18 protein-coding genes are annotated in these 23,010 nt (G+C 42.3%); 9 read left to right on the top strand and 9 right to left on the bottom strand.

The features are described 5' to 3' along the window. Positions 1 to 921: 921 nt before the first annotated feature. The gene (locus SIB74_RS04570) at positions 922 to 1,572 is read right to left on the bottom strand and encodes a ParB-like protein (RefSeq protein WP_063395148.1); all 651 of its coding nucleotides are present in this window, start codon (positions 1,570 to 1,572) and stop codon (positions 922 to 924) included. A gap of 527 nt (positions 1,573 to 2,099) precedes the next feature. Here SIB74_RS04570 and SIB74_RS04565 point away from each other — a divergent pair. Further along, the gene (locus SIB74_RS04565) at positions 2,100 to 3,401 is read left to right on the top strand and encodes an oligosaccharide flippase family protein (RefSeq protein ID WP_063395149.1); all 1,302 of its coding nucleotides are present in this window, start codon (positions 2,100 to 2,102) and stop codon (positions 3,399 to 3,401) included. Positions 3,402 to 3,442: 41 nt separating this feature from the next. On the opposite strand, the gene SIB74_RS04560 is transcribed toward SIB74_RS04565, so the two are convergent. The 3 genes from SIB74_RS04560 to SIB74_RS04550 all read right to left on the bottom strand — a co-directional run bounded on the left by SIB74_RS04560 (position 3,443) and on the right by SIB74_RS04550 (position 6,202). After that, positions 3,443 to 4,174, bottom strand: a complete 732-nt coding sequence (locus SIB74_RS04560; RefSeq protein WP_082818434.1) for a Coq4 family protein — start codon at positions 4,172 to 4,174, stop codon at positions 3,443 to 3,445. A gap of 631 nt (positions 4,175 to 4,805) precedes the next feature. Then, positions 4,806 to 5,273, bottom strand: coding sequence for an HIT family protein (locus SIB74_RS04555; protein WP_063395201.1), 468 nt, complete (start codon positions 5,271 to 5,273; stop codon positions 4,806 to 4,808). 620 nt (positions 5,274 to 5,893) lie between these two features. Continuing rightward, entirely contained in the window at positions 5,894 to 6,202 is a 309-nt protein-coding gene (locus tag SIB74_RS04550) for a hypothetical protein (protein ID WP_063395151.1), read from the bottom strand. Between the two features lie 519 nt (positions 6,203 to 6,721). Here SIB74_RS04550 and SIB74_RS04545 point away from each other — a divergent pair. The 4 genes from SIB74_RS04545 (at position 6,722) to SIB74_RS04530 (ending at position 11,906) form a co-directional block, all read left to right on the top strand. Then, positions 6,722 to 7,033: a hypothetical protein gene (locus SIB74_RS04545; protein WP_063395152.1), complete on the top strand. Its 312-nt coding sequence runs from the start codon at positions 6,722 to 6,724 to the stop codon at positions 7,031 to 7,033. A gap of 2,976 nt (positions 7,034 to 10,009) precedes the next feature. Then, a complete protein-coding gene (locus SIB74_RS04540; protein WP_063395156.1) occupies positions 10,010 to 10,453 on the top strand; it encodes a CopD family protein in 444 nt (147 codons plus the stop codon). Positions 10,454 to 10,776: 323 nt separating this feature from the next. Beyond that, the gene (locus tag SIB74_RS04535) at positions 10,777 to 10,968 is read left to right on the top strand and encodes a hypothetical protein (RefSeq protein ID WP_413681788.1); all 192 of its coding nucleotides are present in this window, start codon (positions 10,777 to 10,779) and stop codon (positions 10,966 to 10,968) included. Between the two features lie 746 nt (positions 10,969 to 11,714). After that, positions 11,715 to 11,906 carry a photosystem I reaction centre subunit VI gene (locus SIB74_RS04530; protein WP_413681787.1) on the top strand — a complete coding sequence of 64 codons (192 nt, stop codon included), beginning with the start codon at positions 11,715 to 11,717 and terminating at the stop codon, positions 11,904 to 11,906. 486 nt (positions 11,907 to 12,392) lie between these two features. Here SIB74_RS04530 and SIB74_RS04525 read toward each other — a convergent pair whose 3' ends face one another. Next, complete coding sequence (locus tag SIB74_RS04525) at positions 12,393 to 13,298, bottom strand: proton-conducting transporter membrane subunit (RefSeq protein WP_063395159.1); 906 nt, start codon at positions 13,296 to 13,298, stop codon at positions 12,393 to 12,395. A 277-nt stretch (positions 13,299 to 13,575) separates the two neighbouring features. Then, on the bottom strand, positions 13,576 to 13,770 hold the full coding sequence (locus SIB74_RS04520; RefSeq protein ID WP_156486934.1) for a hypothetical protein: 195 nt from the start codon (positions 13,768 to 13,770) through the stop codon (positions 13,576 to 13,578). 215 nt (positions 13,771 to 13,985) lie between these two features. Between SIB74_RS04520 and SIB74_RS04515 the strand changes: the two genes are divergently transcribed. The 3 genes from SIB74_RS04515 (at position 13,986) to SIB74_RS04505 (ending at position 16,721) form a co-directional block, all read left to right on the top strand. Then, positions 13,986 to 14,261 (top strand): hypothetical protein, encoded by a 276-nt coding sequence (locus SIB74_RS04515; protein WP_063395160.1) that lies wholly within the window; start codon positions 13,986 to 13,988, stop codon positions 14,259 to 14,261. A gap of 666 nt (positions 14,262 to 14,927) precedes the next feature. Then, the gene (locus SIB74_RS04510) at positions 14,928 to 15,083 is read left to right on the top strand and encodes a hypothetical protein (RefSeq protein ID WP_413681786.1); all 156 of its coding nucleotides are present in this window, start codon (positions 14,928 to 14,930) and stop codon (positions 15,081 to 15,083) included. A gap of 540 nt (positions 15,084 to 15,623) precedes the next feature. After that, positions 15,624 to 16,721, top strand: a complete 1,098-nt coding sequence (locus tag SIB74_RS04505) for a metallophosphoesterase family protein (RefSeq protein ID WP_063395161.1) — start codon at positions 15,624 to 15,626, stop codon at positions 16,719 to 16,721. A gap of 12 nt (positions 16,722 to 16,733) precedes the next feature. Here SIB74_RS04505 and SIB74_RS04500 read toward each other — a convergent pair whose 3' ends face one another. Then, positions 16,734 to 17,132 carry a DUF2721 domain-containing protein gene (locus tag SIB74_RS04500; RefSeq protein ID WP_036912524.1) on the bottom strand — a complete coding sequence of 133 codons (399 nt, stop codon included), beginning with the start codon at positions 17,130 to 17,132 and terminating at the stop codon, positions 16,734 to 16,736. Between the two features lie 621 nt (positions 17,133 to 17,753). Here SIB74_RS04500 and SIB74_RS04495 point away from each other — a divergent pair. Beyond that, on the top strand, positions 17,754 to 18,899 hold the full coding sequence (locus SIB74_RS04495) for a TIGR00341 family protein (RefSeq protein WP_063395162.1): 1,146 nt from the start codon (positions 17,754 to 17,756) through the stop codon (positions 18,897 to 18,899). Between the two features lie 93 nt (positions 18,900 to 18,992). Here the strand turns inward: SIB74_RS04495 and SIB74_RS04490 are convergent, their stop codons facing one another. Both SIB74_RS04490 and SIB74_RS04485 read right to left on the bottom strand, forming a co-directional pair. Next, positions 18,993 to 20,963, bottom strand: a complete 1,971-nt coding sequence (locus tag SIB74_RS04490; RefSeq protein ID WP_063395163.1) for a mechanosensitive ion channel family protein — start codon at positions 20,961 to 20,963, stop codon at positions 18,993 to 18,995. A 1,394-nt stretch (positions 20,964 to 22,357) separates the two neighbouring features. Next, positions 22,358 to 22,987: a hydrolase gene (locus SIB74_RS04485; RefSeq protein WP_082818435.1), complete on the bottom strand. Its 630-nt coding sequence runs from the start codon at positions 22,985 to 22,987 to the stop codon at positions 22,358 to 22,360. Between the last annotated feature and the right edge of the window lie 23 nt (positions 22,988 to 23,010).

Raw genomic sequence — 23,010 nt, 5'->3', positions numbered from 1 at the left:
ATGCTTGTGAGAGTTGTCTCCAGAACATCCCATCGCATTCACGGGAGTACAAAGCAATATAGCGGCAAACACGGTAGCTAGAGGATGGATCATTTTTGTTGATTGTCAGTACCCCTTTTCTACTAGATCAATGACCGAACTGACTAAGCGCGCTCCAAGAGACTGTTGATTTCCATCGCTCAACCTTTGAGTACTTCAATATGGCGATCCAGTTTAATGAGACGTAAAACATCATTGAACAGAGGAGCCAAAAAACTACAGGGTCAGATGGCCAGTGCGTCTAGACATGACGTTCAGCTCCCAGCAAGGAGAGCCATGGATCAGTACTTAGCTTCTAAAGCAAGAGCCACGAAATAGCTAAGGCAAGGAGAGCTGACCCCACGGGCCAGATTGGGGAGGGGAATTTATCGTGGAAATCAAGGAGTGATAGTCCGTTTAAAATCTCTAGTGACTGGAAGGGAAAACAGCCATATTTGCCGAACTCAAAACTCGAAGGCCGGGGGGTCAAATCTCCACCCCGCTACCACCACTTAAAAGCCAGGGGAGGAGGTTGATGTTGACCTACAAATGAGATCGGCAAATGACAGGAGAGGACAAACTTGCCGAGTTTGCTGTATTTCCACCAACTTTTAGAATTAGTTGCAACACGGTCTGTTATTGCGCTGAATCCTAAAAAGGTGCTCAAATGTTCCACGGTGTTGGAGTTCATCGGCGCTCCCACTTGAAGTGGAGGCCGCAGGCGAAACGGAAGGAAGCAATCAACGCAATTTCGATCACTTCGGCTCAAAAGAATGCCCACCCGAAGTGCCAGAACTTCCTGATGGCGTTCAGGCAAACTAAAAAACTGAGCAACTCAAGAAGCTGATGGTCTAGTAGACCACTTCCGTCTTCTGCATGACTTTCGTCTGATGAAAGGTGAACTCAACCAATCCAGCCAGCCAGGTGGGAGGCAGCGTTGGAACGCACCAAACTGCGAGCAGCCGGCAATGCCGGTTCAAGGCACTTACTAGAAAAAGGCGGTAACGCACGGCTGCGCAGCCAGGTTCCCCAGCGAAATTCGTGATATGGGATCAATGGTTCAGGGCGTATCAGCCCTTCCCTTTTGAGCTTCCAAGCAAGGCTCCGGTACGGGTCGTCCTCAAGCTTTAACAAGCTCTTGGGTAAACCCTGCGGCAAAAGGGGGCCATGGCCACGTCCGTTGTAGAGATACAACCAACCACGGTCGGCCAAAAGGTGAAGGCTCTCTAAATCATCCTCTGCAGGACAATTTTCGATCAGATATCCGTAGGTGGTGGCGTCTTGGTCAAGATCCAATAGTGCTCGTAGACGGTGATGACGATCAATCATCCACATTGAGCCTGAACGATTACGTACAAGAGGGACGGGCTTGCCCTTCAAATACTTCTTCTTTTCCTTAGGGCTTTGTCCACGGAAATCGAGCTGACGACTCTTCACTTCCGCTAAGCCCACGCACCACTGGGTGGGCTTGAGTTGAGCTACGGCAACCTCAAAAAGCTCAAAGCCTTCATCAGCACTGGGGATCCGCTTAGAGCTGGGCAGATGAGAGGACAAGCACCTAAGGCAGGTGCCATCATCCTGACAAAGCCAAAAAAAGACGACTCTGGACTTACTCAGCTAGGCAGGCAAGGAGCTCTCAGACTGAGTTAATGAGATGAAAGTGACATAAGCATCATTTGTCAGCACAAATTCAAAAAATCAAAGAAGTTCAGTATTGTCCACCAACATCATCTTGACGAATTCATGAGATGTTGCGACTATTAATCCGTTTATATAGTAGGTTGATCCTTATTAGTGGGAAAAACCATCGGAATATGTAAACCATTAGTAGAGGAGCTCACAAGAGGAGTTAGGTTGTTTGTAGTTCAATGAGCAAACGCCCGGCAAATCACACTAACATCCTTGTGTGGAAGGGTCCCCTCTATTTATTTTTCAGTCAATTTCTGTGTCTGATGGATTGTCACCCAGTTAGAGCCTCACGACGCATAACAGTCTCTTGATACGTTTTTACATCTGTTATTTATGATGATATATTGCTGTGAATAAAGCTCCATGGTTGTTGGTTCCCCAAAGTGTATCAAATGAGCATAAACGAAGAATTCAAACAGGAGATCAATCAAAAGAGCGTCGGCATCATTTTTTTTGAGGGAACGATCACTGGCCTTCTAGTGATCACAGTGGCCATGATGCTCGCCCGCTTCATGACGATCGATAGCTACGGACTCTACACCTCTTCGATCGCATTGTTGACGATCTGTTCGCTTTTTTGCAATCTGGGATTACCTAATGTTGCAACCAGGCTTTATCGCTCATTGCTGCAATATCAAAATCAATATAAGCAAGAAGTCAGGGGGCTTAACCACTCAGCCCCATTGATGATCTGCTTGGTGTCACTCACCACTTTGATTATCATTTTTATACTCAGATTAGCGGACAGCCGAAGTGGCTCGATTTTGGAAATGTGGGGCTTTGCAGGAATTTTAATTCTTTTACCGTTGGTCTGCATCAACAGTTATCTGTTCAATTGTGCCAATGCTTCTGGGGGAGGAATTAGAAGCAATCTAATCCAGGGTTGGGCTGGCCAGATGTTATCAATCGTGACAGTGCTGCTTGCATTTTTTATCATCAAACCTCCTCTTGATGTCATCACCGTGGCTGGCCTGCATGGGTCTGTCCTGATCACTCAATTAGTCTTTCTTTACCTGTTGCTGAAAAAAGTCGAACCGCAATACTTAAAAACTGGAACCAAGATCTACAAAGTCAAGAAATGGCTCAAGGAAGGACTGCCTTTCTCGATAGCAGCTCTTGGAACAAGCTTCTTCTTCAGTGCTGGTGTTGTGATCGTTGGATTTGCGATGAATGACCCACAATCAGCAGCGAAGTTATCTGCAGCATCAACATTTGCAGGAATCCTAATCTCAATAGATCAAGGAGTCTTCAGCATTTTTTTTCCACTCTTCGTTGAAGCGACAACTCTAAAAAACAAGGCCATTATCGCTAGGCTCAATAAAAGATGGAGACGTGCCTGGTTACTTTTCAGCATTCCTTACCTGATGATCAACATAATCTTTGGCAAGACATTGTTGAGAGTCTTTGGCGATGAATATGTGACAGCTTACCCAGCCATGATAATTCTACTGATCGGATATATCGTATTTGTATTTGGTCAGCCTTCACAAGCTGTATATCAATTTTCCGGGAACAGTGTGACATTCTCAAAATACACTTATGTTTTTGCTGGTGTTGCCACCGCAGGAATGTTCATTGCCGGAAGATCCTCGCCAATCAATGGTGTTGCCATCATTTCTATGCTCGTTCTCAATGCAAGAACACTATTTGTTGTACTTCAATCCAGAAAGATATTGAGAAGTTGGATCACGTGACCGGCCATGCTTGCGAAATCAATCAGTGCTGATAGACGTCATCACAAGAAATCGGAAAGCCTCATGAAAGCTGAGTCCTTGATGCTTGGCTCATTTGGCAAGTTCACCTGTTCACGCCACTCGGAGATGGGCCGATCCCAACCCTCCTCGAATTTGAAACTCATGAGAGGGGGAGCTTTTACTCCCAAGGTGAACCCCCTCATGATGGCAGACAGTATGATGTCAAAGGCTTCAACATTGGAATCGCCAGCTTTAAACAGCGTCGCAGTCATGATGAATAGATGCATTGGCTGTCTACAATTCGCAAAAGAATATGCCTGAAGGCCGAGTTCTCCAAGTGTATTGACATTAAAACCTGTAAGAGTATGAAGGATATCGTGCGTCTGCCAGTTTCTGTGCAAAAGATATTCCCTGTCACTATTGATGGGATAGGGATCGATCTCAGTGAGCTCCTTCGGATCGAATCCCTCTTCAAGCAGGTTGGTGGCAAAGATTTTACCTAGACTCCCTTCCGGCATCTTTGACAACTGATCAAGATCAATAGGTTCGGGGCGCCATTGTTCCTGAATCAAGGCATTCATCTCAGGTTGTTCTATGAGCCAATTCAGTTGCTTCTTGCCTCTTGGAGTTTTATAAAGAGTTTCGCTAAGAGAGAAAAGGTCCTGTAAAAAGTGCGGGTTCATATTTAATCCGCGTGTTAGTTTTTTAATCACAAAGGCTGACTCAATATATCCTTCGGTGTCCGTCAAAGTAGCCCAGGGGTCAAAACGCATGACGAAAAAAGCCTAAAGACAAATACTACAACCAAAGCAATGAAAGGATTCACCGCTACATCGACCTCGATGCCAACAACCTGCAACCTGTAACAGGAGCACCTCTCTATGGCCGAGACCCTGGCTATAAATCCACCAACGCTAGACACAGCGATGGAACTATTACTAGCTTGCAAATCTGTCTAATAATCCAAAGTCAACCATTCAGATCCGATTGAAATTACGATTTCAAGAGCTCTAGAATTACTAAATAAAAGAGATAGTACTCACCCAGGACTAATGGGAGGGGTCCGAGGTTAGTAGTCTTTGTCTGGTAACTGGTTAGGAGACTCTTTTTGGGGATTACATTTATGGAGAATGACTCGGGCTGAGAACAAGAAGGTACGGAGTTGCACTCTACCTTACGCTAAAACTGAAAACCACTCACTGCTAGAACATTTATAGTCCACTAGGAATACTTTTATATGGTCAGTCAAATTAAAAGCAGGGCAATTCAGCAAGCAAGTGCAAATAGGTGAATTTAGGATCATAATATTAACCAGTAAATAATAGTTAAGTAGAATTTAATCTAAACTTACGAAGCCATTGTACTAAAGAAATGTCTATCTTAGCTGAAGTATAGTTTTATCAATCAAAAGAAAGAATACAGTTCGAATGATGGTATCAGGAGTCTAGCCTGTTTGACAAATTCAGCAATCTGGATTGAAGCAACTGCTGCTCGCTGCCCATTACTCACTGCACGGTAATGATCGGCAACGGCCCAAGCAGTGGTATTAAGATCAACCTGGAAGCGAGGGATCAGATGCAAATGCAAATGATGAGCTCCTTCTCCAAAAGCAATGGCATAAACCCTGTCGCACTTGGTAAGCCGTTGTACAAGTGCACTACCAATTTGAATTGCCTGTCCCCAAGAAGCTGCTTCATCGGGTTTGAAATCAATAGGTCCTGCAAAGTGACGACGTGAATCGAGCAGTAGCCAGCCAACCAGAGGAGCTGGTACTGGGTGATGGCGAAAAACCCAATAAGTTGTGCGAACAATTTCATAGTTTAATTGATCACTAATGCTGCGATGGTGGTCACAGACTCCACAATTTTGCATAAATAGAATCAAATGCTTTTTTAAATAAAATAAGTTCAAATCGAAGGCGGATGAGATCATACAAAGCTTGAATATAGTTGTTTATTCACTAAAAAGAATTCACAGCAGAGATAGACCTCCTGATAGTTCCTCAACAATAGATCCGCACCATTGTGGATCACACCCACAACATAACCATTCTGAACTGAACCATGGGCGTGATCACATCAGATGAGCTTAGTGCTAAAGGGGGGAGGGATAACTACCCCATAAAAGTCTGAGGGGTTATGACTCTTGTTTACAGCGCTGAGATCAACGCGAATAAACAAGTCAGCAGCAAGCTGCTGTGGATCGATTAGGCTTCTGATTGATCTCTAGATCAATGGGGTGAGCGCATGCTCAGACGCTCGATAGGAGATTACTAAGGCAGTGATTTGGGATTGGCAACGTCGCAGAAGGATCTCATCGCTGGCCAAACCGTACTTAAACAAAGTTAGACAGTTGATATCAGCTGAACAAAGTTGTGCGGGGGTGTTGAAGTTAGGCCCCTGGATGAGCAGCTATTGCCCAAACTAAAGGAGCGGCTCCGGCAACAATTGCGCTCAGGAGTTGGGCAAGCATGACAACGACCTGCTTTGAACTCATAACAGAGGCCTAGGGGTTCTGGGCAAATCCGGTTCACTGGGATCCGGGCACTCGCAGGTCTCGACTTCACCGCATCCAGAGCAATAAATCTCTGTGAAGATCTCCTCGGTATTGCTGGTTTCGATTTCGCCAATATTTGTTTTGTCTATAGGTGGCGCAAAATCAAGGCCACTAAGCAACTCCCGAACAATCAGGCGAAGTTCTTCTGGGTCATCAGTAATGTCAACCCGAGCCTGAGCTCCTTCTACTGCTAGAAGCCTCATTGCTGGAAGTTGCTCAGATCGTTCTGAAAGTGGGAGCCCCATTGCCTGAGGTAAGATTGGTAATTATTAGTATTGATACAGCCCTGAACAAGAACTTGTGTGGTCTGTGAGCATCTGAACACTAGACACACCCGTATGAAGACTTAATTAAGCTAAATCGCGGAGATGGGTGGCTATAAAGAAAAAATGGCTGAGATGCAATAAGAGGCTCGTTAGAGCATGCGTAGGAGAACTAAAAAACCTGAAAGGTTTAGATTCAGTGATGTTAATTCTAGGCATAAAAAATTCAATGCCGTAGTTTGGCTTTAGGCCAAACGTATCTACGATGACTGAGGTTCAATAAAAAATTACTAATTGAACAGCCTAGTCAGGCACTAATGAATAAACTTTGCTGCGTAGAGGGAAAAGCAATTAACTTGCGAAATTTATTGCTGGTTTGGACGAAAAAACAACAACTCGACGCGCTATGGACAAGGATTTGACAATGTAGGCTATAATGGTGTTATACTGTAACAATTGCCCTCTCCATGAGGGTGGTTGCATTTATCCATGTAATGAGTCATGACTGTAACCAAGTCCAGTCCAGCCAATAAAAACAGCATACGCAAAGTCCAGCTGATACCCAGAAGCTCGCATTCAGAACAGGTCAGACTTGTGAATACAAGCCTTCCTGGTATAACAGTAATCGCAAGAAAGGATCTATGGAACGACTTTAGGAATCGATTGAAAATAAACAATTATGAAATTGGATTATTAGCAAACGACCTAAACAAACTTGCTCAAAGAATTCAACCAGTGATTATCAATGTAATTGATACTGTAGAGGGCATCATTGCAAGTTTCAGAAAAGCACTTCATATGGATTCAAAATAGCAAAAGTTTTTCTTATTGCTATGAACTTAAGAGGTATAAAGTTTTATTATCCATACATAAATTCTTCTGCAAATTCACTACAAATAACAGAACATTGAGAGGTGATCGCTCAAATTGAAATCAAATAAATAGAGTAGGCTAATACAATAAATGGATCGAAGCTAATAATTGCCTATCAAGTTTAAAGGGAAGAGCCCCTTTAATACGGGAAAGGTGACCTCTTGATTGCATTTACAAGACAACGTAAGTTAATTTGTCAAGACGTCAAGTTGATTTTGGTAAGGGATTAAATCAGCAGACGAAAAAAACCTCTGGAACAAGAGACCTCGAGAGATATCGAAGGTGTAACCCATGGAACTCAAGCACTAGTAACCAGTAGATGCAACTTATACCTTGGAAAGAGCATCTGGAGAAAGATCTCTCGTGTCCAACACAGATATGAACGGCTCAAGAACGTAAACTTGTCAACATCTAGCGATTTCGAAGTTTTGCAGGCTAATGCATTATTGAAAACTCATATAAACAAGTGCTAGAAGGATAAACATTGGAAAAATGCGTTACAAAGAACTGATTAGCCTAAGTAATAGGAGGAAAGGCATGATTGATGTGCACAAGATCAACAAGCCAAGTGATTGGTCTAGTAAAGACTTCTCGGAGAAAAAGAAGGAAGATAATATGACTAATTACACAAGCAATGAAGCATTCACGATAGAAACAACCAAACAAATTAGACCGCAGATAAGACCAGCTAACTACACTGTTCAGTAGTTCTAATCAGATATAAAGTCAAGACAAAAGGCATTCGCTGACCAATACGTTATAATATTATGGATTTGTTTTTAATGATGGGTAAGACCAAGCAACATAAAAAGCTCGTAAGGCTGGCGGAGAAAGCCGAGCTATGCGCGACACGAGAAGAAGCTCAAAAGCTCATCCGAAAAGCCGAAAAGGCGCACGCAAAACTGGAAGCATAGACGCTTTTTGCTCTTGATGTTTAACAGACCTGCCGGTATTAAGGCAAATATCTCAAGTCAGCAAAGTCAAGTCAAATCGATTGCCTGAGACTGCGTAACGAAGCAATTGGATGCCACCGAAAAAGAGTTATCGACTATGAAATTAATTTGAATAAAACACAAGCAATCCATTGCTTTGCAGAGACCATAGAATCAATTTCCTTGAGGAAATCGATCGGTGAATGGGTATGATCATCTCGGCACCAGTCTCAAGTATGACTCTGCAGAAATGGCTTTTCAAGGCACATTTTCAAAACTATCGCGTCTCGGGGGATAAGTGCTATCACTAGCCTTGAATGTTGCTAGATATAGCAAAGAAACTATCAATGAAATTGCTGCTGCTGTTGCAATGAAATAAGCGAGCATCTGCATCAGATCAACGAATCTAGGTAGTCGGACGCTACATCCAAGCAACCGCAAGAATCTTCATTCCGTTGTCTTTCTCATTGATATTAGGCATTTGATCATCCAAAAGTAGCTTTCAAGCCAATATGATTATCAATATGAGGCCAGGAATGCAGCGAAAACCAGCAAAGGTGACATGTAACAATATATACACAGTAAAACATTAGAGAATGAGCTCGTCTATTCGAAATAAATTCTGGAAAGGAAAGTCGAGCAAGTAAATTGAGATGTAAGAGCAGCAAAGAGAGAACGTTATCTACAAATGAAAAAGATGGGTTAGATTAGGCCATTATAAAGAGCGTATAGAACAGTAAAATATCTTAGTACCGCCTTACAACGAGAATCATAGGCCTAATGATCAGTCTTAAACAAGAGTAACGCGTCAATGAACAGCAGAAAAGCCAAAAAGCACACTCAACTGTAAGAAAGATAAAACTAGTTGAATGATTTAAGATGAAAACAGTTGAGGGTTATGATTTTTGCAAAGCAAAGCATAACTTATAGACGAATTTTATTAACTGTAAGGGATTCATTAACAGATTCTCTGCGAGTAATTAGAATCCAATGCCATTAAACTAACTGCGATACTATTCTGCACATCACGCGAATTGTAAAAGTTTATATTATTTATTGATAAAATTAATATGTAGTAAAAGATTATTTCAGCAATATCCAAGATAAAACTAAAAAGCTGCAACAATATCGTCTACACTGGAGTCAGAGGCTAACCACATCGGCCAAAAACAAACCAAGAGTGCACTCAAGCACCCAGAATTTCTAGCTCAATCCAATGACAACAATTCACATTCTCGACAATTTAGAGCCTTTTCTTAACTCTGTTGGGCGTATTTATGAGGTGGGCGGCGGAATTATTACTGTTTTAGCGATCCTATGGATTCTAAACTTCGTTGCAGGTCTAATCCGTAACACCTATGCCGCTGGCCACTCATTGGGTAAATTTTACAGATCATATCTCCATCGCTATTTAAAGACTGCCTTTGTCGCAATCCTATCTGTCATAACGAAGAAAGTCTCCAATTCATCTGATTCTACAAAAGACACCATCAAAGCGTAGGTCTGAGTTAATGCAAACCATAGGGAGCAAAGTAATTGGGTAATAGGCTTTAGCAAAAGCAGGAAGGGATGCAAAATAATTTAAAGAGCATTAGTGATAAATCATAAGTCAGTAAAAAGATAGATTTTACTTAACACAACGACCAAGAAATGACAATGTTGATAAATAAATCCTTTGCGGTAGTCTATTTGATGACTAAAATAATTAAGACTAATACAAAAAATAATGACCTGAAGAAGGCAAGAATGATTCGTTTGAGGGTGTATCATCTAAATGACATAGCTATCGCCAGGTATAATCTATTAATTATAAAACATTTGATTCGAACAACTGGAAGCCTATTGTAATCAAAGAGTATCAAGACCTGGAAGAATAAACAAAACGCAAAAAAGTAATATTTGAACAAAAGTAGACATTGGCATTAATCCCTGCAAGAATGATCACTATTCAAGCCATTCTTGTTGGTTAGACGCTCGGACATCAATGTTGTTCTCAGTCCTAGTCATACTCCACATCCTTGCTGCTACGGTTTGGACTGGAGGACAGTTGATTTTAAATCTAAGGGTCCTGCCAGATGCTCTCAAAGAAAAGAGTGTGGCTCAGGTGCGCTCATTTGAAAAGATGTTCGAGCCTTTAAGGGTGACATCACTAGCAATTCAAGTCATTAGTGGTCTCTGGTTAACATCGATCTATCTACCAGGAGGCCGAGGACTTTTTTCATTTCAGACACCAATTACATCCCTACTAACAACAAAACTGATCCTATTGGCTATCGCCTTTGCATTGGCTCTCCATGCACAAATAAGACTAATTCCTAATCTCAACGACGACAATCTTATTGAATTATCTTGGCATATTCGTAGCATTACAACAGTATCAATTGCCTTTGTGATTGTCGGTGCTGGTATCAGATTAGGAGGATTCTAAGTCAACGAAAATCATAAATTGTTTCATATATCAATACTATTGATTGGATATCCGATCAGATATTAAGGCAAGATAGTGAATTGACTGAGTGAAGGGCTAGGCGATTAGATATCCTACCTTCTATTCCAAGATCCTGGCTAGCTCTGAAAAAGCATGAGTTGGTAAATCTCACAAAACGAAGTGTCATGACCAAATGGTACTGAATAAGTGCCTTTCCTTTTCAGCCAAAAAATTCATCGTCGCCCATGAATGTATTTACAAACTAAAAATCAAATACGAACCCAACAACGGCAAAGTTAAAGCCCATTACCTAATCCCTCCGGATGACTCGACAATTGCCAGATATGGAGCTTGCTGAGCTTTTGTGGACAATTCATACCCGCTGGCTACAGGGTCCTCCATATATGTGTGAAGAGTGCCTGCAGGCTCGTCGTCAAGCACGTCATAGTGAAGTTGGATGGGTTCGTCAACACCAACTATTCGACCGGCAAGCAAGGATCAGACTAAGAGCATGAATAAATATTAAAACTTCCCAAAGTGATGTATTTAGGCACGTAAGTGATTCATTGATTATACAATTGTCAAGATCCATTTCGCACCTATTGGTATATTGTCAATAATTAGCTGTGGCTATTTTCAACAATAGAGTTTCAGTCCTGATGACTAATTAGGAGAAATAAAGAAATTGAGGATTTCAATCACTTAAAAATGTCTTGGGATCATGTAAAGGAATTAATTATTGATTGCTATTGTTGACTCTAACAATATAGATCGAACCGAAGGCTAAATATGTTTTGGTTTTACGCCTCGGCCAAGGCAAAGCATACAAGTGTGGTATGTAACAGGTGAAGACTTCAAATAGCCAACACCACCACAACGTAAGCATACAGATGAACTCTTAGTATGAGAGGGTTTGAGCAAGCAAGGATCAGTCTTGTGGGAGGGCTTGAGTGTTGTCATCATTGTTCTTTGTATGAAAAAGGTGTCCAAGGCCCTTGACATTGGCTTGCTCACCATCACAGGCAAAACCTCTCTACACAACCCCCAAGCTGGGTGATCTTCACCAATAGACTTGGATCAATCCTCAGCAGACAAGAGTCATTATTGCCTTAGGCATTTGGCAAAATCCCTGTTAAGCGGTGCAAATAGTGATAACTTCGACTAATGCCAATATATTGGTGCTATGCATGTAAAGCAAAAAACAGTAAGCACTATTAAGCTTATGCCACGGATCCAATCACTATTGCCAAAAATCAACAACATGAAACTCCCGGCAAAAACTGCCCTAACAGCTGGAATTGCAACAGCTGTCATCATAATTCTGCCTTACATTGTAAATTTGATGTTTACAGTGCTGCCAGGGTTCCTAGGAGCACTTGCCAGCGTTCTAACGCCTATTTTCACAGCAGCGGGGCTGGCCTGGCTGATCACCTACATCTGGACAAAGCAGTGAAAGAATATATCTCTGGGCAAGAATGAATTCAAAAAATAATACAATTGCAATAATGGTTTAGTTGTTCATTAATTAGTTGCTCTGTATATACATTTAGCTTTCTTGCAAAAGCAGAGCGTATTTAATTGATATAAGCACTGATTTTGACAATACTCCCACAATCAGACTTACAGATTCAGGAATGAATGGTGCTGACAATACTTCTCAACGAAACCAATGGATCAAATGCAATAAGTAAATACAGCCAATTCGGTAGCCAACATATAAGGCAGAAAGGTGCGCAGTATTAAAACCAAGATTCGCAAATAGATGAACTATTCTAAGCCGTAATATCCATACGGTTATTGGCTGCAAAAGCATTCAATAAAACCATCGAGATTGAAACCTCTACTTCTCTCTAAGCTCTATCTTAAAGACGTGATCATCTTCCTTAAGGCTAACCTTAAACACTATCAATACTCTCCCTGCGAAACTAAATATAATGACTCAAACAAATAAATTGGCCAAAACCGTTCCAGGCAAGGCACTAGCTCCAGCAGCCAAAACTGGTTCAATCCTAGCAACGACAAAAACACCTGCAGCAACAAGGGTTGTTGCATGAATGAGAGCCGAGACAGGAACGGGTGCTTTCAATACATCAGGCCGCCAGATATACAATGGAAACTCTATTAATTTTGCAATTGGTCCCATAATCATAAGGAGGCAAAGGAGAAGAGTCATTGGATTTGAAAGCTTACCGCTGACAATCGCTTCTTCGAGAAGGGATCCAGTTTCATCAAATCCAAAACTTCTGGTCACCCAGAACAAACCAAGACTACCAAGTAGAAATCCAACGTCACCAAGACGGTCAACCAGGAAAATGTTTTGGGTTGTTTTGGAAGAGCCATTGGTGTCGTACCAAAAACCAACTAGAAGGGATGAAGAGATCCCAACCAACAGCCAAAAGACAAACATCTCTAATAGGTTTGGACTTAGGGCTAGGCCTAGCAAGGCACTAGTAAAAAAACCTAGATAAGTAAAAAAACTCACATAGTTTTTTTTGCCAACCATATAAATGTGTGCGGACAACATCAACAACATCCCTGCAGTGCTGATCAGCGCAAGCATCTCAGCACCAATGCCATCGACAACAAAACCGATCTGTAAATTGAGATCAGTTAAGCCTGGCCAGTCGAAGATCACCTTACTGGCAGCAGTTCCAGCCCTTTGTTCCGCCAGAAGGGCGTAACTGAGTACAGCTGCTGCACCAACACAGCTAACTAACAGGAATGAAACCGGCTTACTCAACCGGTTCATGGTGAGCTTGAAACTGATCAACAAAAATCCGACAAAACATGCACCTGCCAAAGGCAGCACTGGAATTAACCAAGCGAGTTCAGAAGGTAAAGGCATTAGCCGAATTTAGTGATTTTAGAAGTTGCAAGTTCTATTGTCAGATCGTCAAGTCCAACAAAGCAAAGTAAGCCGAAGACACCAAACATGGAAATTGGAAGGGTTTCATACATCACTAATAGGACGAGTTTCCCTGTTGGTAGCAAAGCCTGAGCAAGTCGCCAAATAGATCCTTAGCGTTTGGACATGAGGCCAAAACGATGAAAAGGCACGTCGACTGCATAAGGATTCAGTCAAGCCTGAAGGAAATCAGCCAAATATCCAACAAGATTCTGAATCACCGTGAGTTAATCCAATCCAAAATACCCATCAAAAGCTCGTGAAACGAGGGCACTGTGCGATCCAGTATCAAGATCAGTACCACTAAAGCATTGAGAGCAAATACTGAGACAGAAACGGCTATGCCAAGCTTTTTCTCGCGTGGAGAGATCCGAGCGTTGGCTTCTGAATTGTCCTTTGGCGTTGCATCCACCGCAATACTCAGATGATCTTTCAATCTCGATGCTAAAGCAGGGAACAGAAGTCAGCGGAGAAATGTAGAGGCTATTCATCCTTTCTGTATGCCTTGAGATGGAAGGCCTATTAGCCGAAAATCAGGCCATATCGGCAAGCCGCCATAACAAGCAACAATTCAGAGCCCCTTAGGCAGGCGTTATAGCTGCAAAGAAAGCGGCATGAGATGGCAGGATGAGGGCAGGCGTAACTTTGCCGGCAATGATGATCAACAGAATGCGCGAAGCCATCGTGGATCAACTTCGTTCTTGCAGTACACCTGAGCAGCTTCTAGCGCTAGACGAGCAAATAAGAGTCGAGACCGATGCAGGCCCCCTTTATCGCGTTATCTGTAACTTCTTGCGAGATCGCACGGTTGCTCCCGTCGAAGCAGCGAGATGGCTTAACACCTTGATGGACCATCGAGAGAAGCAACTGGACGACTGTCTCAACCTCCACTGTCAGCTTTAAGAAAAGGAACACTCTGCAGCTAATTCTTTAGGGGATACAGCCAACAGCACAGCACAGTGCTGGAGACCCCCTGCACAACGGCTTCAACGCAAAGGATTTAACGCATAGAGGTTCATGAATGACGATTGGCGACTGCAATCGGCGACTGCAATCGACGACTGCACTCTCCTAAAACCCGGTGAAATCGACGACGAATCGCCGAACTAAAGAGACAACTGACGCGACCCAAGCATTGGACAGCTAGCAAGCTAGGTATATTTGCTCAGCAGCCAAAGCAGGCGCACCAAAAGCGTTGGAACCAGCTTCAAGCAAATCATTCCTAGTTAAGTTTGGGGCTTAAGTCGCAATAATCGCTATGGATAGGCCGATTTGATCTGATTTTTGCTGCTCTTACTCCCCTATCGCTAGCACACACAAAAGCACTTATTCCTTAAGCCATTAAAAGCATTCAATCGCAATGTGATCAACAACCCTATCCAAAGAAAACAACAAGAAGCTGTTCAGACTTCATGGCCAGACCATTGACTGCCACTGCTAGATGGCTTGAGAGGAGATAGCCCTATCCCAAGCAGGGCTACGATATTAATATTTGCTTAAGATGTATTTGCGCAAATAAGATACGAATAAGTATAGGATTGGAAGCCATACTTTCAAAAATTCCTTTCTATGCGCCAATCTTTTGCTGCTACGACTGGTGCGGTACAGCCTTTGGCAACACCACGTATCCAATCAATCCGTGAAAAGATCAGCATACAGGAACTGGAACTACGACTTACAAGACTTGGTCTAGCAACAACGACCCATCCTCCAAATCCTAGCTAGCAATAAAGTTATCATGGAAAGTTAGAAAAGACAGACAAAAGATGAACAGTTGATCACCCCAAAGGGGCTCAGTAGAAAACCATAATCTGCACGAATAAAACAAAATAAAAATTCTAAATTGCCAGACACTCTACAATCCTGGCAATAGTCATTATCGTTCACTAAACAGTTGCCAAAAATACTTTATTGATAAGAAAGCCCCCCAAAGCAGACTCCAACAGAACGATAAATAGCGAAGCAAGTCGCTATGCAAATACGAGTAATCCATTAGCATGATTGGGGCAGAAGTGAAAATTTGTCACCAACAAGAGTTTCGATAACAACAAATTCACCTCTAAGTCGAGCAAAGAAATTTATGGTAATATCATATTTATCGGTAGAGAAATAGCCTACACCTCCACACTAACTGCTGATCGTGCTCGACACCGGGGCAAGTTGGAGCAAAAGGGCTAACTAGAGAGAGAAGCGAAGGATGATCGGCAACTACAAGTTGGCGATATCAAGCCAGAATGACTAAACAACGGACTGATCCTCAACGCTATGTCCCTTAACCGCCGAGACTTCCTAGGCATTAGCGGAGCAGGAGTGGCGAGCTTGTTTCTTCATAGGGACCTTGCCGCAAACCTGATCAGTGCTCCGTCACAGTCTCTCTTGTCTGACCTGCCAAGGGGAGATCAGCGAATCGCACTGATCAGCGACCTCAACTCAAGTTACGGCTCAACCAGCTACGTGTCTCAAGTTCATCGTGGCCTAGAGCTTTTAATCAAACTGCAACCCGATCTTGTCCTTTGCGCAGGCGATATGGTTGCAGGTCAGAAGCTCGGGCTCACTGCAAACCAGCTCGATGCCATGTGGTCTGCCTTTGATGAGCAGATACTGCAGCCCCTAAGAACTGTAGAAGAGTCTTTCGCTCCAACCATGGGCAACCATGACGCATCAAACAGCCGCGGACATTCGGGATATGTGTTTGAACTCGATCGACTGCATGCTCAGAAGTTCTGGAGTGCTCGCCAAGGCTCACTTGGTCTTACATTTGTTGATGCCCATCAATTCCCTTTCCGATACAGCATTCGTCATGGAGAAATCTTCGTGCTAGTTGTTGATGCCTCTTCAGCCAACGTCTCAGCAGATGACTGGGCCTGGGCCAAGAGCCAGCTAGACGGATCAGAAGCTCGCCAGGCAAAGTTGCGCTTGATGATGGGCCATCTGCCGCCTTATGCGATTGCAAAGGGACGCAATCGTGCAGGCGAAGTGCTACACGAACCAAAACGTCTGCAGCAACTACTTCTGCGCAAAAATGTACATTTATACATTAGTGGCCACCATCACGCCTGGTATCCGAGCCGTGTGGGTTCCGCCAATCTGCTTAGTCTCGGTGCCATGGGTAGTGGACCCCGTCAAAGACTCAACGACAGAATGCCCCCACAGCAGACCGTCACCTTGCTCGACCTTTTCAGCCAACAGGGCGAACTTATAGAGACCACTATTGAACTCGATGGCCTGCAAGTCTTACAAGAACAACGACTGCCCAGTTCATTGCAACCAAGCGTTGGTCCAAGGCTTGAGCTGCGCCCAACCAGAATCAATCTCAGCAACAAATCAACTGCCAACAAAACAAAGCTTTCGGTGAAACCTTAATTAAGAACAGGCTTAAAACCATCGTCTAACCTGAGCAGTGGCCAACTGCACCTCGCGTTGAAAGAGAAGGGCCGCTGCCATTAGGCATACCATCGCCATAACGAACAAAGGCACCACAAGTAAGGCAAGATCAAGTTGAGTGACCACACTGATAAAGACAACAGCTACAACCAGTGCCACCAATAGAATCGTGACGGTGAGAAGTTCAATCGCTTTCATCACCAACGCCATGCGCCTCTTCAATGCTTGTAACTCTGTTTTGCTCTCACGCTCTGATGAGACAGGTGTATCCCGGCTCTGGGTCAAAGCTTGAAGCTCACGAGAACGATCAATAATGCGAACCAATCGGCTATTGAGAACTACCAGCAAACCTCCAATACCTGCAAGCAAGAAAACTGGCGCAACAGACATCTGGATGGCCCTCGACAGGTTTTCAGCGGGTTGATGACCCACTTGGGCAACCAGATCAACAAGCCGCGAGACATGAATCATGAGTAAACGTATCGAGCAGTCAAGACAAGCTACCAAGACCCATACGAAAAGAGATGGTGGGCTGATAAACGCTAGCTAAAAGAATGAAAAAGGAACTCACTTACTGCAAAGACTGGTCAATAGCTAAGTACAGATTGGACCTGAGACATTCGAGGACATTGTCATAGGGACTATGTAACTGGAGATGTTGATGCCTGTATGAACAGGCTGAAAGGGTAGATTGTCACCAATATAGAGAGATAGGTAAAAGTGAATTTAGTCGATCAATTCAAACATTAAATAATCTGTCTTCAAAACAAAAGCAATGAAAGGGGGGAAAGTGATAATCATTCATTAGAGAAAAAGAAAGAGTCGTTCGAAATAACAAGCTCTGAACCGAAAACAAACTCAAGGTCTATTATGCGAAAAAGAAGGATGGGGAAGGATAGGCAAAAAAAAAAAAAATAAGTAAATAGGTCAAATATTGTGAAAAGTTTCTGGAAGATGAAATTTGAATAGGGATAACATAGTCTTATAAGCCAGGTTCGAGTTGATTGCAAAATGAGCAAGAATCCATTGCATCGCGCCTTCGATTTACTAACAGGTCAATGGTCTATTTTCTTGGAACAACCTGTTCCAGTTGAAGTGCTTGATGAGGAACGCATTGCTAACTCTTTGCCTTCCTTTGGCTTCTTTGTTTTACTTATCACATCAACAATAATCGCAACGTTTGGACTCATTGCCAACAACACTGCCGTTGTAATTGGAGCCATGATCGTGGCTCCATTAATGAATCCAATCTTGAGCATGGCGTATGGGATATCAATTGCAAGCAGCCTATTGATCCGACGATCATTAGTGACCTTGATCATAGGTACGGGAGTCGTTGTTATCACATCAGCATTGATAACAGCGTGCATGCCGGTAAGAGTCCTAGGCTCAGAAATACTGGCTCGTACATCACCAAATCTGATCGACCTGCTAGTGGCTATTGCGGCCGGAATAGCTGGTGCATTTTCTCTAACCCGCAAGCGTATTGCTAGTTCTATAGCTGGGGTCGCAATCGCCGTTGCGCTTGTGCCTCCACTTTGCGTTAGCGGCATTGGCTTGACACTTGATCCAGAGATCAGTGCCAGATTTGCTAGAGGGGTAATAAGGGGGCTAAACCATGAGGTTGCGACAGGTTCGTTCATACTATTTCTGGCCAACCTTATAGGCATCACCTTTGCCGCTTCACTGACCTTTCTAAGTCAGTCCTATGGATCGATCAAGCGCTCATGGCTTGCATTATTAGCATGGCTAGCACTGATTATTCTTATTTGCGTACCTCTAAGTTCATCCTTAAGAAAGTTCTTCCTTACAAAGAAGATTGAGATGGAACTCTCAACAATCGGGGCAAATCAACAAGAGACAGGAACAACAAATATAAAAATACCAGGAATTAAACAGAAGATGCAGATCCGCTATATGTATGTGAATCTAAAAGAAGACCGTGCTGTTCTAGACCTTGTACTCAATGTCCCAGAAGGCACACTGACTGAGAAAAAAGTAGCCTCTATTAATCGAATGCTTTTTGAATCAATAAAACAGTTTGGGATTCGACAACTCGATGTAGACACAAGAATCGTTCCTTCACGAGTTCATCAGTACAGAGAGACTCTTAAGCAATCAGTATCTCAGCCTAGGAAGTGGGAAATTAGCAATTAAACATTCAAGAAGACTCAAACTATCGCATATGCAAAAGATATATTTGACTGAAAATTGCTTTGATGTAGAATTTATGTGACTTGGTAAAGTTAATCATTTTGGTCGAAAAAATAACACATTTTGAATAGGAGCACCAAGAGTAATTCCCTCCCTGTCAAAAGCTTCTTTAATCTGCAACCTAAACTCACGGCCTACACTCCACTGCGCCAAGGGTTGAGTTTTTATCCAAACACGGATTAAACAACCTGATGATTGGACTTGATCAATCCCAAGGATCTCGGGAGCATCAAGAAAATAATCACTCCATTGCTTGTCATCTCTCATGGTATTGGCTACAAGCCGAACCACATCGAGCACATGGCGAAGATTCTCGCGAGCTGATACCTCGATATCAAAATTAACTCGAGACCAATCCTTAGTAAGGTTCTCTACGGTTCGAATCTGGCTATTAGGCAGAGTTGTTAGTTGACCATCAGAACCACGAAGTTGAGTGTTGAATAAATTCATATCTTCAACAAAGCCACCAAAGGTTCCGATCGTCACGACATCACCTATTGCAAAACGATCACCAGCCAAGATAAGAAATCCGTTAAGAATATCCTCAAGTACATTTCGAGAAAGAAAGCCCACACCCACAGCGATTACTCCAGCACTGGTAAAAATAGATCGATCGACTCCTATTGTTGTTAAAGTAAAAACGAGACCTAGAAAGATAGTGATTACGGTTGCTCCACCTTTAAGAACCTTAGAGTATGTACTTGCCCTAAGCGTATAGCGCATCGAACTAGCATCTCTGCTACTAATCCGCCTTATCCAATTATTGATATTGAAATCAATCATGATGACAACCAAAAGCCGCAAAATAAAGACGCCTACCCAAATCAAAGGAATCGCAATCGACTGCTGTAGGGCAATAAATGCGTATATACGCATTGAAGGATAAACAGCTGTAGCAGAAAGCAAGACTAAGACTAAAAATGCGATTCGCAGAAAATTACTTACTAATAGAACGAGTTCTAGGAAGTTCTGGGTCTGGTTCAATAAAGCATTAGTATAAGTAGCTGATCTAGGAAGATTATTGATGCTTGGATTAGGGTCTTGAGTTGTAGACTCATTGACATTATCGACGCCATATGAATCCTTTGAATGCTCGAGTGAATCGATATAATTAACATGTCCGTCATTATTGGAAAGGGGCATAAGGTTGCCCGAATAAGCAGCCATCACATCGTCTTTAAAAGATTCTGCAAGTGATTCCTGTTTATGCAATAAACTACGATTTATGGAGAGCAATGAAGCTCGTATGGTCTTGAGAAGAAACAAACCTAAAATGCCTGTTAACAACAAGCCGGCAGAAAGTAAAACACGTAATCCAGGAAAGGAGGAGGAAAATTCCAGGCCCCACAAACGATCACTAAAGTTGACCCTTATTCTCTGCTGCCACTCTTGCGCCAACTGAGGGATCTCAATGCCTGCATGCTGAGCATCTGGAGCAGTTACTGTAATTACTGTCTGTTTAAAAAGACGATACTTTGGATTGTCTGGCAAATAGATGACTGTGGCTTTATTTTGGGTGCCGATCTCCACTGCAGGAGTAAGAGGATGCAAAGGTTTCTGATGTAAGAACCACCAAAAGCGTGGATCATAGATTCGTTGTAGATCGTAAGTAGAAGCCTTCCCAGACAACTGGGTCTCTCGCCAAAACCTAACAAGACGATTTTTGACAAATTTAACAGTTAACTGAACAGATTGAGCTCGTTGTTCAATGTTCTGGGATGCCTGCTGTGGAGTAATGTTATTTGTAGCTTGCGCAGCGAGAGTGAGACGATTGTTCTGGCTAAGAATTCGAACAGGAAAAACAACTCTGCTGCAGTAAAGGCGGCCACAACGCCAAGGTCTATTAAGGTCCCAGACAGGTCGGTTCATAGGATTACTGATGGGAGCTGCTGTTGACCCCAACGAGATCTGTGCAAAAGCAGGGGAAAAAAGCAGACTGATCAGTAAGCTACAAAAAAGACATACCAACAGACGCAAAGCTAATTTTTTTTTGGAAAGTAGCTGCATTACCAATTCTTATCCATCTAAGGATTGTAGCTAGATTAAATGAGTTGCTGATCGAGAGCCAGCAAAAACAGGAAAAGTTTGATCCATCAGCATGATCTGGGAAACAAGCAGTAGATATTACCCTAGTCTATACATTTCGCCTACAATTCTAATGAAGGGAGACTTACAACCTATAGAAGAACTAGAATAGCGGCATGCTATTGCCCAAGAAAAATGCACAATATAGACAAACAATACTACGTGGAAAAGATAAGTGCGTATACGTTAAAAACGCAGGGTATAAACTATGGTAAAGAAAACTCATCGACACAAGAAAACTCATTACCAAGGAAATTAAACAGCATAATAATGTCAACACGCTATTCGCTAGCAACCAGTCAATATTAAAAATAACGTCGAAAATACTAAAGTGTTAATAGCGATAACAAAGTAAACAGTAGGACACTATAAGAGATTGCAAATGATCTTAGTAAGCAAGTCTTCGATTTAAATCATCATGCTTTGAGATATTCAACGGGTGAATAGGTAAGGATTGACTTGGTGAAGCTTATAAATCAGCATATGCCATGGATAATCTAAGAGGGGTTAGACAATGGAGGATACTATGATGCATGCTAACACTGCATCTTCTCACAACTTGAATTACCAAATGAGCATTTCTTATGTAAAATGTATTGGCTTACGCAAATGAATAAGAGAAATATTAAATTAAACCTAACTATCACTGTTGATAGTTAGGTTTAATTACGTCTAGAAGGTTTCGTATTGGTCTAGCCCTATCGATAATCAGTTAGATAAAAGCAGCAAAAGATCTATCGAATTAAGACTCTGACTTTTTCACTGAAGGCTCTAAGGTGGCCAAGTCTGCAGTTGCTTCAGCTATATTGTTGCTGAATTTACAAGTTCCCAGATAACAACCTAGGAAACGCTCTCCTTGCTTCGCAGGAAATTTATGGATAGTGCCACCTTGGGCAGTGGAATGAACAAGAATAGCTTGGAGAGCCATAATAGGTAGCAAATACTTTTCTATCTTCACGCAATACACCAGAATTGCCATAGGTGGATGTACTGGCTTGAGAGATAGGATTCAATATACCAAACAAATTAATAAATTCTAACGGATTAAGCATCTCAAATTAATTGTCGTTTAAAAACCAATTCGGACACAACTTGATGCCAGGAAAATTCAATGAAAATGAAGGTGTGTTGGATTTATCCCAAATTGCTGTAAAGAGAATTAGTACAGTTAAACAAAATAGAACTCTTATGTTAAGTTAAAAGGAGAGCTATAACACGACAGACACAAAGTTAAATCGTATTAAGTCAAGAAAGGTGGTAATAGCAAATGCTAGGGTTGATTGAACTTCGTGAATATAAAGTGGCGCTAGACATTATCATTCTGATAAGGACTCCTTGACTAAGTTACTAATAGTTTTAAATTCAACTCTATCAGCTCGATTACACCACTCAAACATCACTGATTCTGTAGTAGTTAAAGTCACACCAACTGACTCCATTCGCCTTAATGCAAACTCATAGTCAATTCTCCTACGACTACCAATTGCATCGACAGCTACAAAAACCTGATAATCATTTGAGATTAGATCTAGTGCTGTTTGAAGGACGCAGACATGAGCTTCTATTCCGCAGAGAAGAACCTTACTAATACCAGAGTCTCTAAATTGTTGAAGGATTTCGGCACATCTAACACAACTAAATGACATTTTTGGGAAAGGCTTGTGTACTATCCTTTCCTCAATTTTTTCTATAGTATCACCAAGACGTTGAGGATATTGTTCTGTTGATGCCATCTCTATACAAAGAACATTCGCAGCATCAATCAGACGCCTGATATTCCAAACGATCTGTTTCTGATCATCCACAGCCTGTATCAATCTCTCTTGCACATCAATAATCAAAAGGGCTGTGTCTTTAGATTGCATCAACATTGGGCTATGCAAAAGAGAATCAGTAGATGAGCAAGTTACATTCACAATTGAATTATTGGGATAATCATTGGTCATGGAGTTCTTAAGAATCTAGTGGA

It is taken from the genome of Prochlorococcus sp. MIT 1306 (assembly GCF_047304515.1).
Taxonomy (GTDB): Bacteria; Cyanobacteriota; Cyanobacteriia; order PCC-6307; family Cyanobiaceae; genus Prochlorococcus; species Prochlorococcus marinus_D.
This window is presented reverse-complemented; position numbering and strand designations above follow the sequence as displayed.

Excerpts from the sequence above, each read along its gene's own strand:
- SIB74_RS04565 (WP_063395149.1), top strand. The coding sequence starts at position 2,100 with ATGAGCATAAACGAAGAATTCAAACAGGAGATCAATCAAAAGAGCGTC.
- SIB74_RS04560 (WP_082818434.1), bottom strand. The coding sequence starts at position 4,174 with ATGCGTTTTGACCCCTGGGCTACTTTGACGGACACCGAAGGATATATT.
- SIB74_RS04555 (WP_063395201.1), bottom strand. The coding sequence starts at position 5,273 with ATGCAAAATTGTGGAGTCTGTGACCACCATCGCAGCATTAGTGATCAA.
- SIB74_RS04550 (WP_063395151.1), bottom strand. The coding sequence starts at position 6,202 with ATGGGGCTCCCACTTTCAGAACGATCTGAGCAACTTCCAGCAATGAGG.
- SIB74_RS04545 (WP_063395152.1), top strand. The coding sequence starts at position 6,722 with ATGACTGTAACCAAGTCCAGTCCAGCCAATAAAAACAGCATACGCAAA.
- SIB74_RS04540 (WP_063395156.1), top strand. The coding sequence starts at position 10,010 with ATGTTGTTCTCAGTCCTAGTCATACTCCACATCCTTGCTGCTACGGTT.
- SIB74_RS04535 (WP_413681788.1), top strand. The coding sequence starts at position 10,777 with ATGACTCGACAATTGCCAGATATGGAGCTTGCTGAGCTTTTGTGGACA.
- SIB74_RS04530 (WP_413681787.1), top strand. The coding sequence starts at position 11,715 with ATGAAACTCCCGGCAAAAACTGCCCTAACAGCTGGAATTGCAACAGCT.
- SIB74_RS04525 (WP_063395159.1), bottom strand. The coding sequence starts at position 13,298 with ATGCCTTTACCTTCTGAACTCGCTTGGTTAATTCCAGTGCTGCCTTTG.
- SIB74_RS04515 (WP_063395160.1), top strand. The coding sequence starts at position 13,986 with ATGAGGGCAGGCGTAACTTTGCCGGCAATGATGATCAACAGAATGCGC.
- SIB74_RS04510 (WP_413681786.1), top strand. The coding sequence starts at position 14,928 with ATGCGCCAATCTTTTGCTGCTACGACTGGTGCGGTACAGCCTTTGGCA.
- SIB74_RS04505 (WP_063395161.1), top strand. The coding sequence starts at position 15,624 with ATGTCCCTTAACCGCCGAGACTTCCTAGGCATTAGCGGAGCAGGAGTG.
- SIB74_RS04500 (WP_036912524.1), bottom strand. The coding sequence starts at position 17,132 with ATGTCTGTTGCGCCAGTTTTCTTGCTTGCAGGTATTGGAGGTTTGCTG.
- SIB74_RS04495 (WP_063395162.1), top strand. The coding sequence starts at position 17,754 with ATGAGCAAGAATCCATTGCATCGCGCCTTCGATTTACTAACAGGTCAA.
- SIB74_RS04490 (WP_063395163.1), bottom strand. The coding sequence starts at position 20,963 with ATGCAGCTACTTTCCAAAAAAAAATTAGCTTTGCGTCTGTTGGTATGT.
- SIB74_RS04485 (WP_082818435.1), bottom strand. The coding sequence starts at position 22,987 with ATGACCAATGATTATCCCAATAATTCAATTGTGAATGTAACTTGCTCA.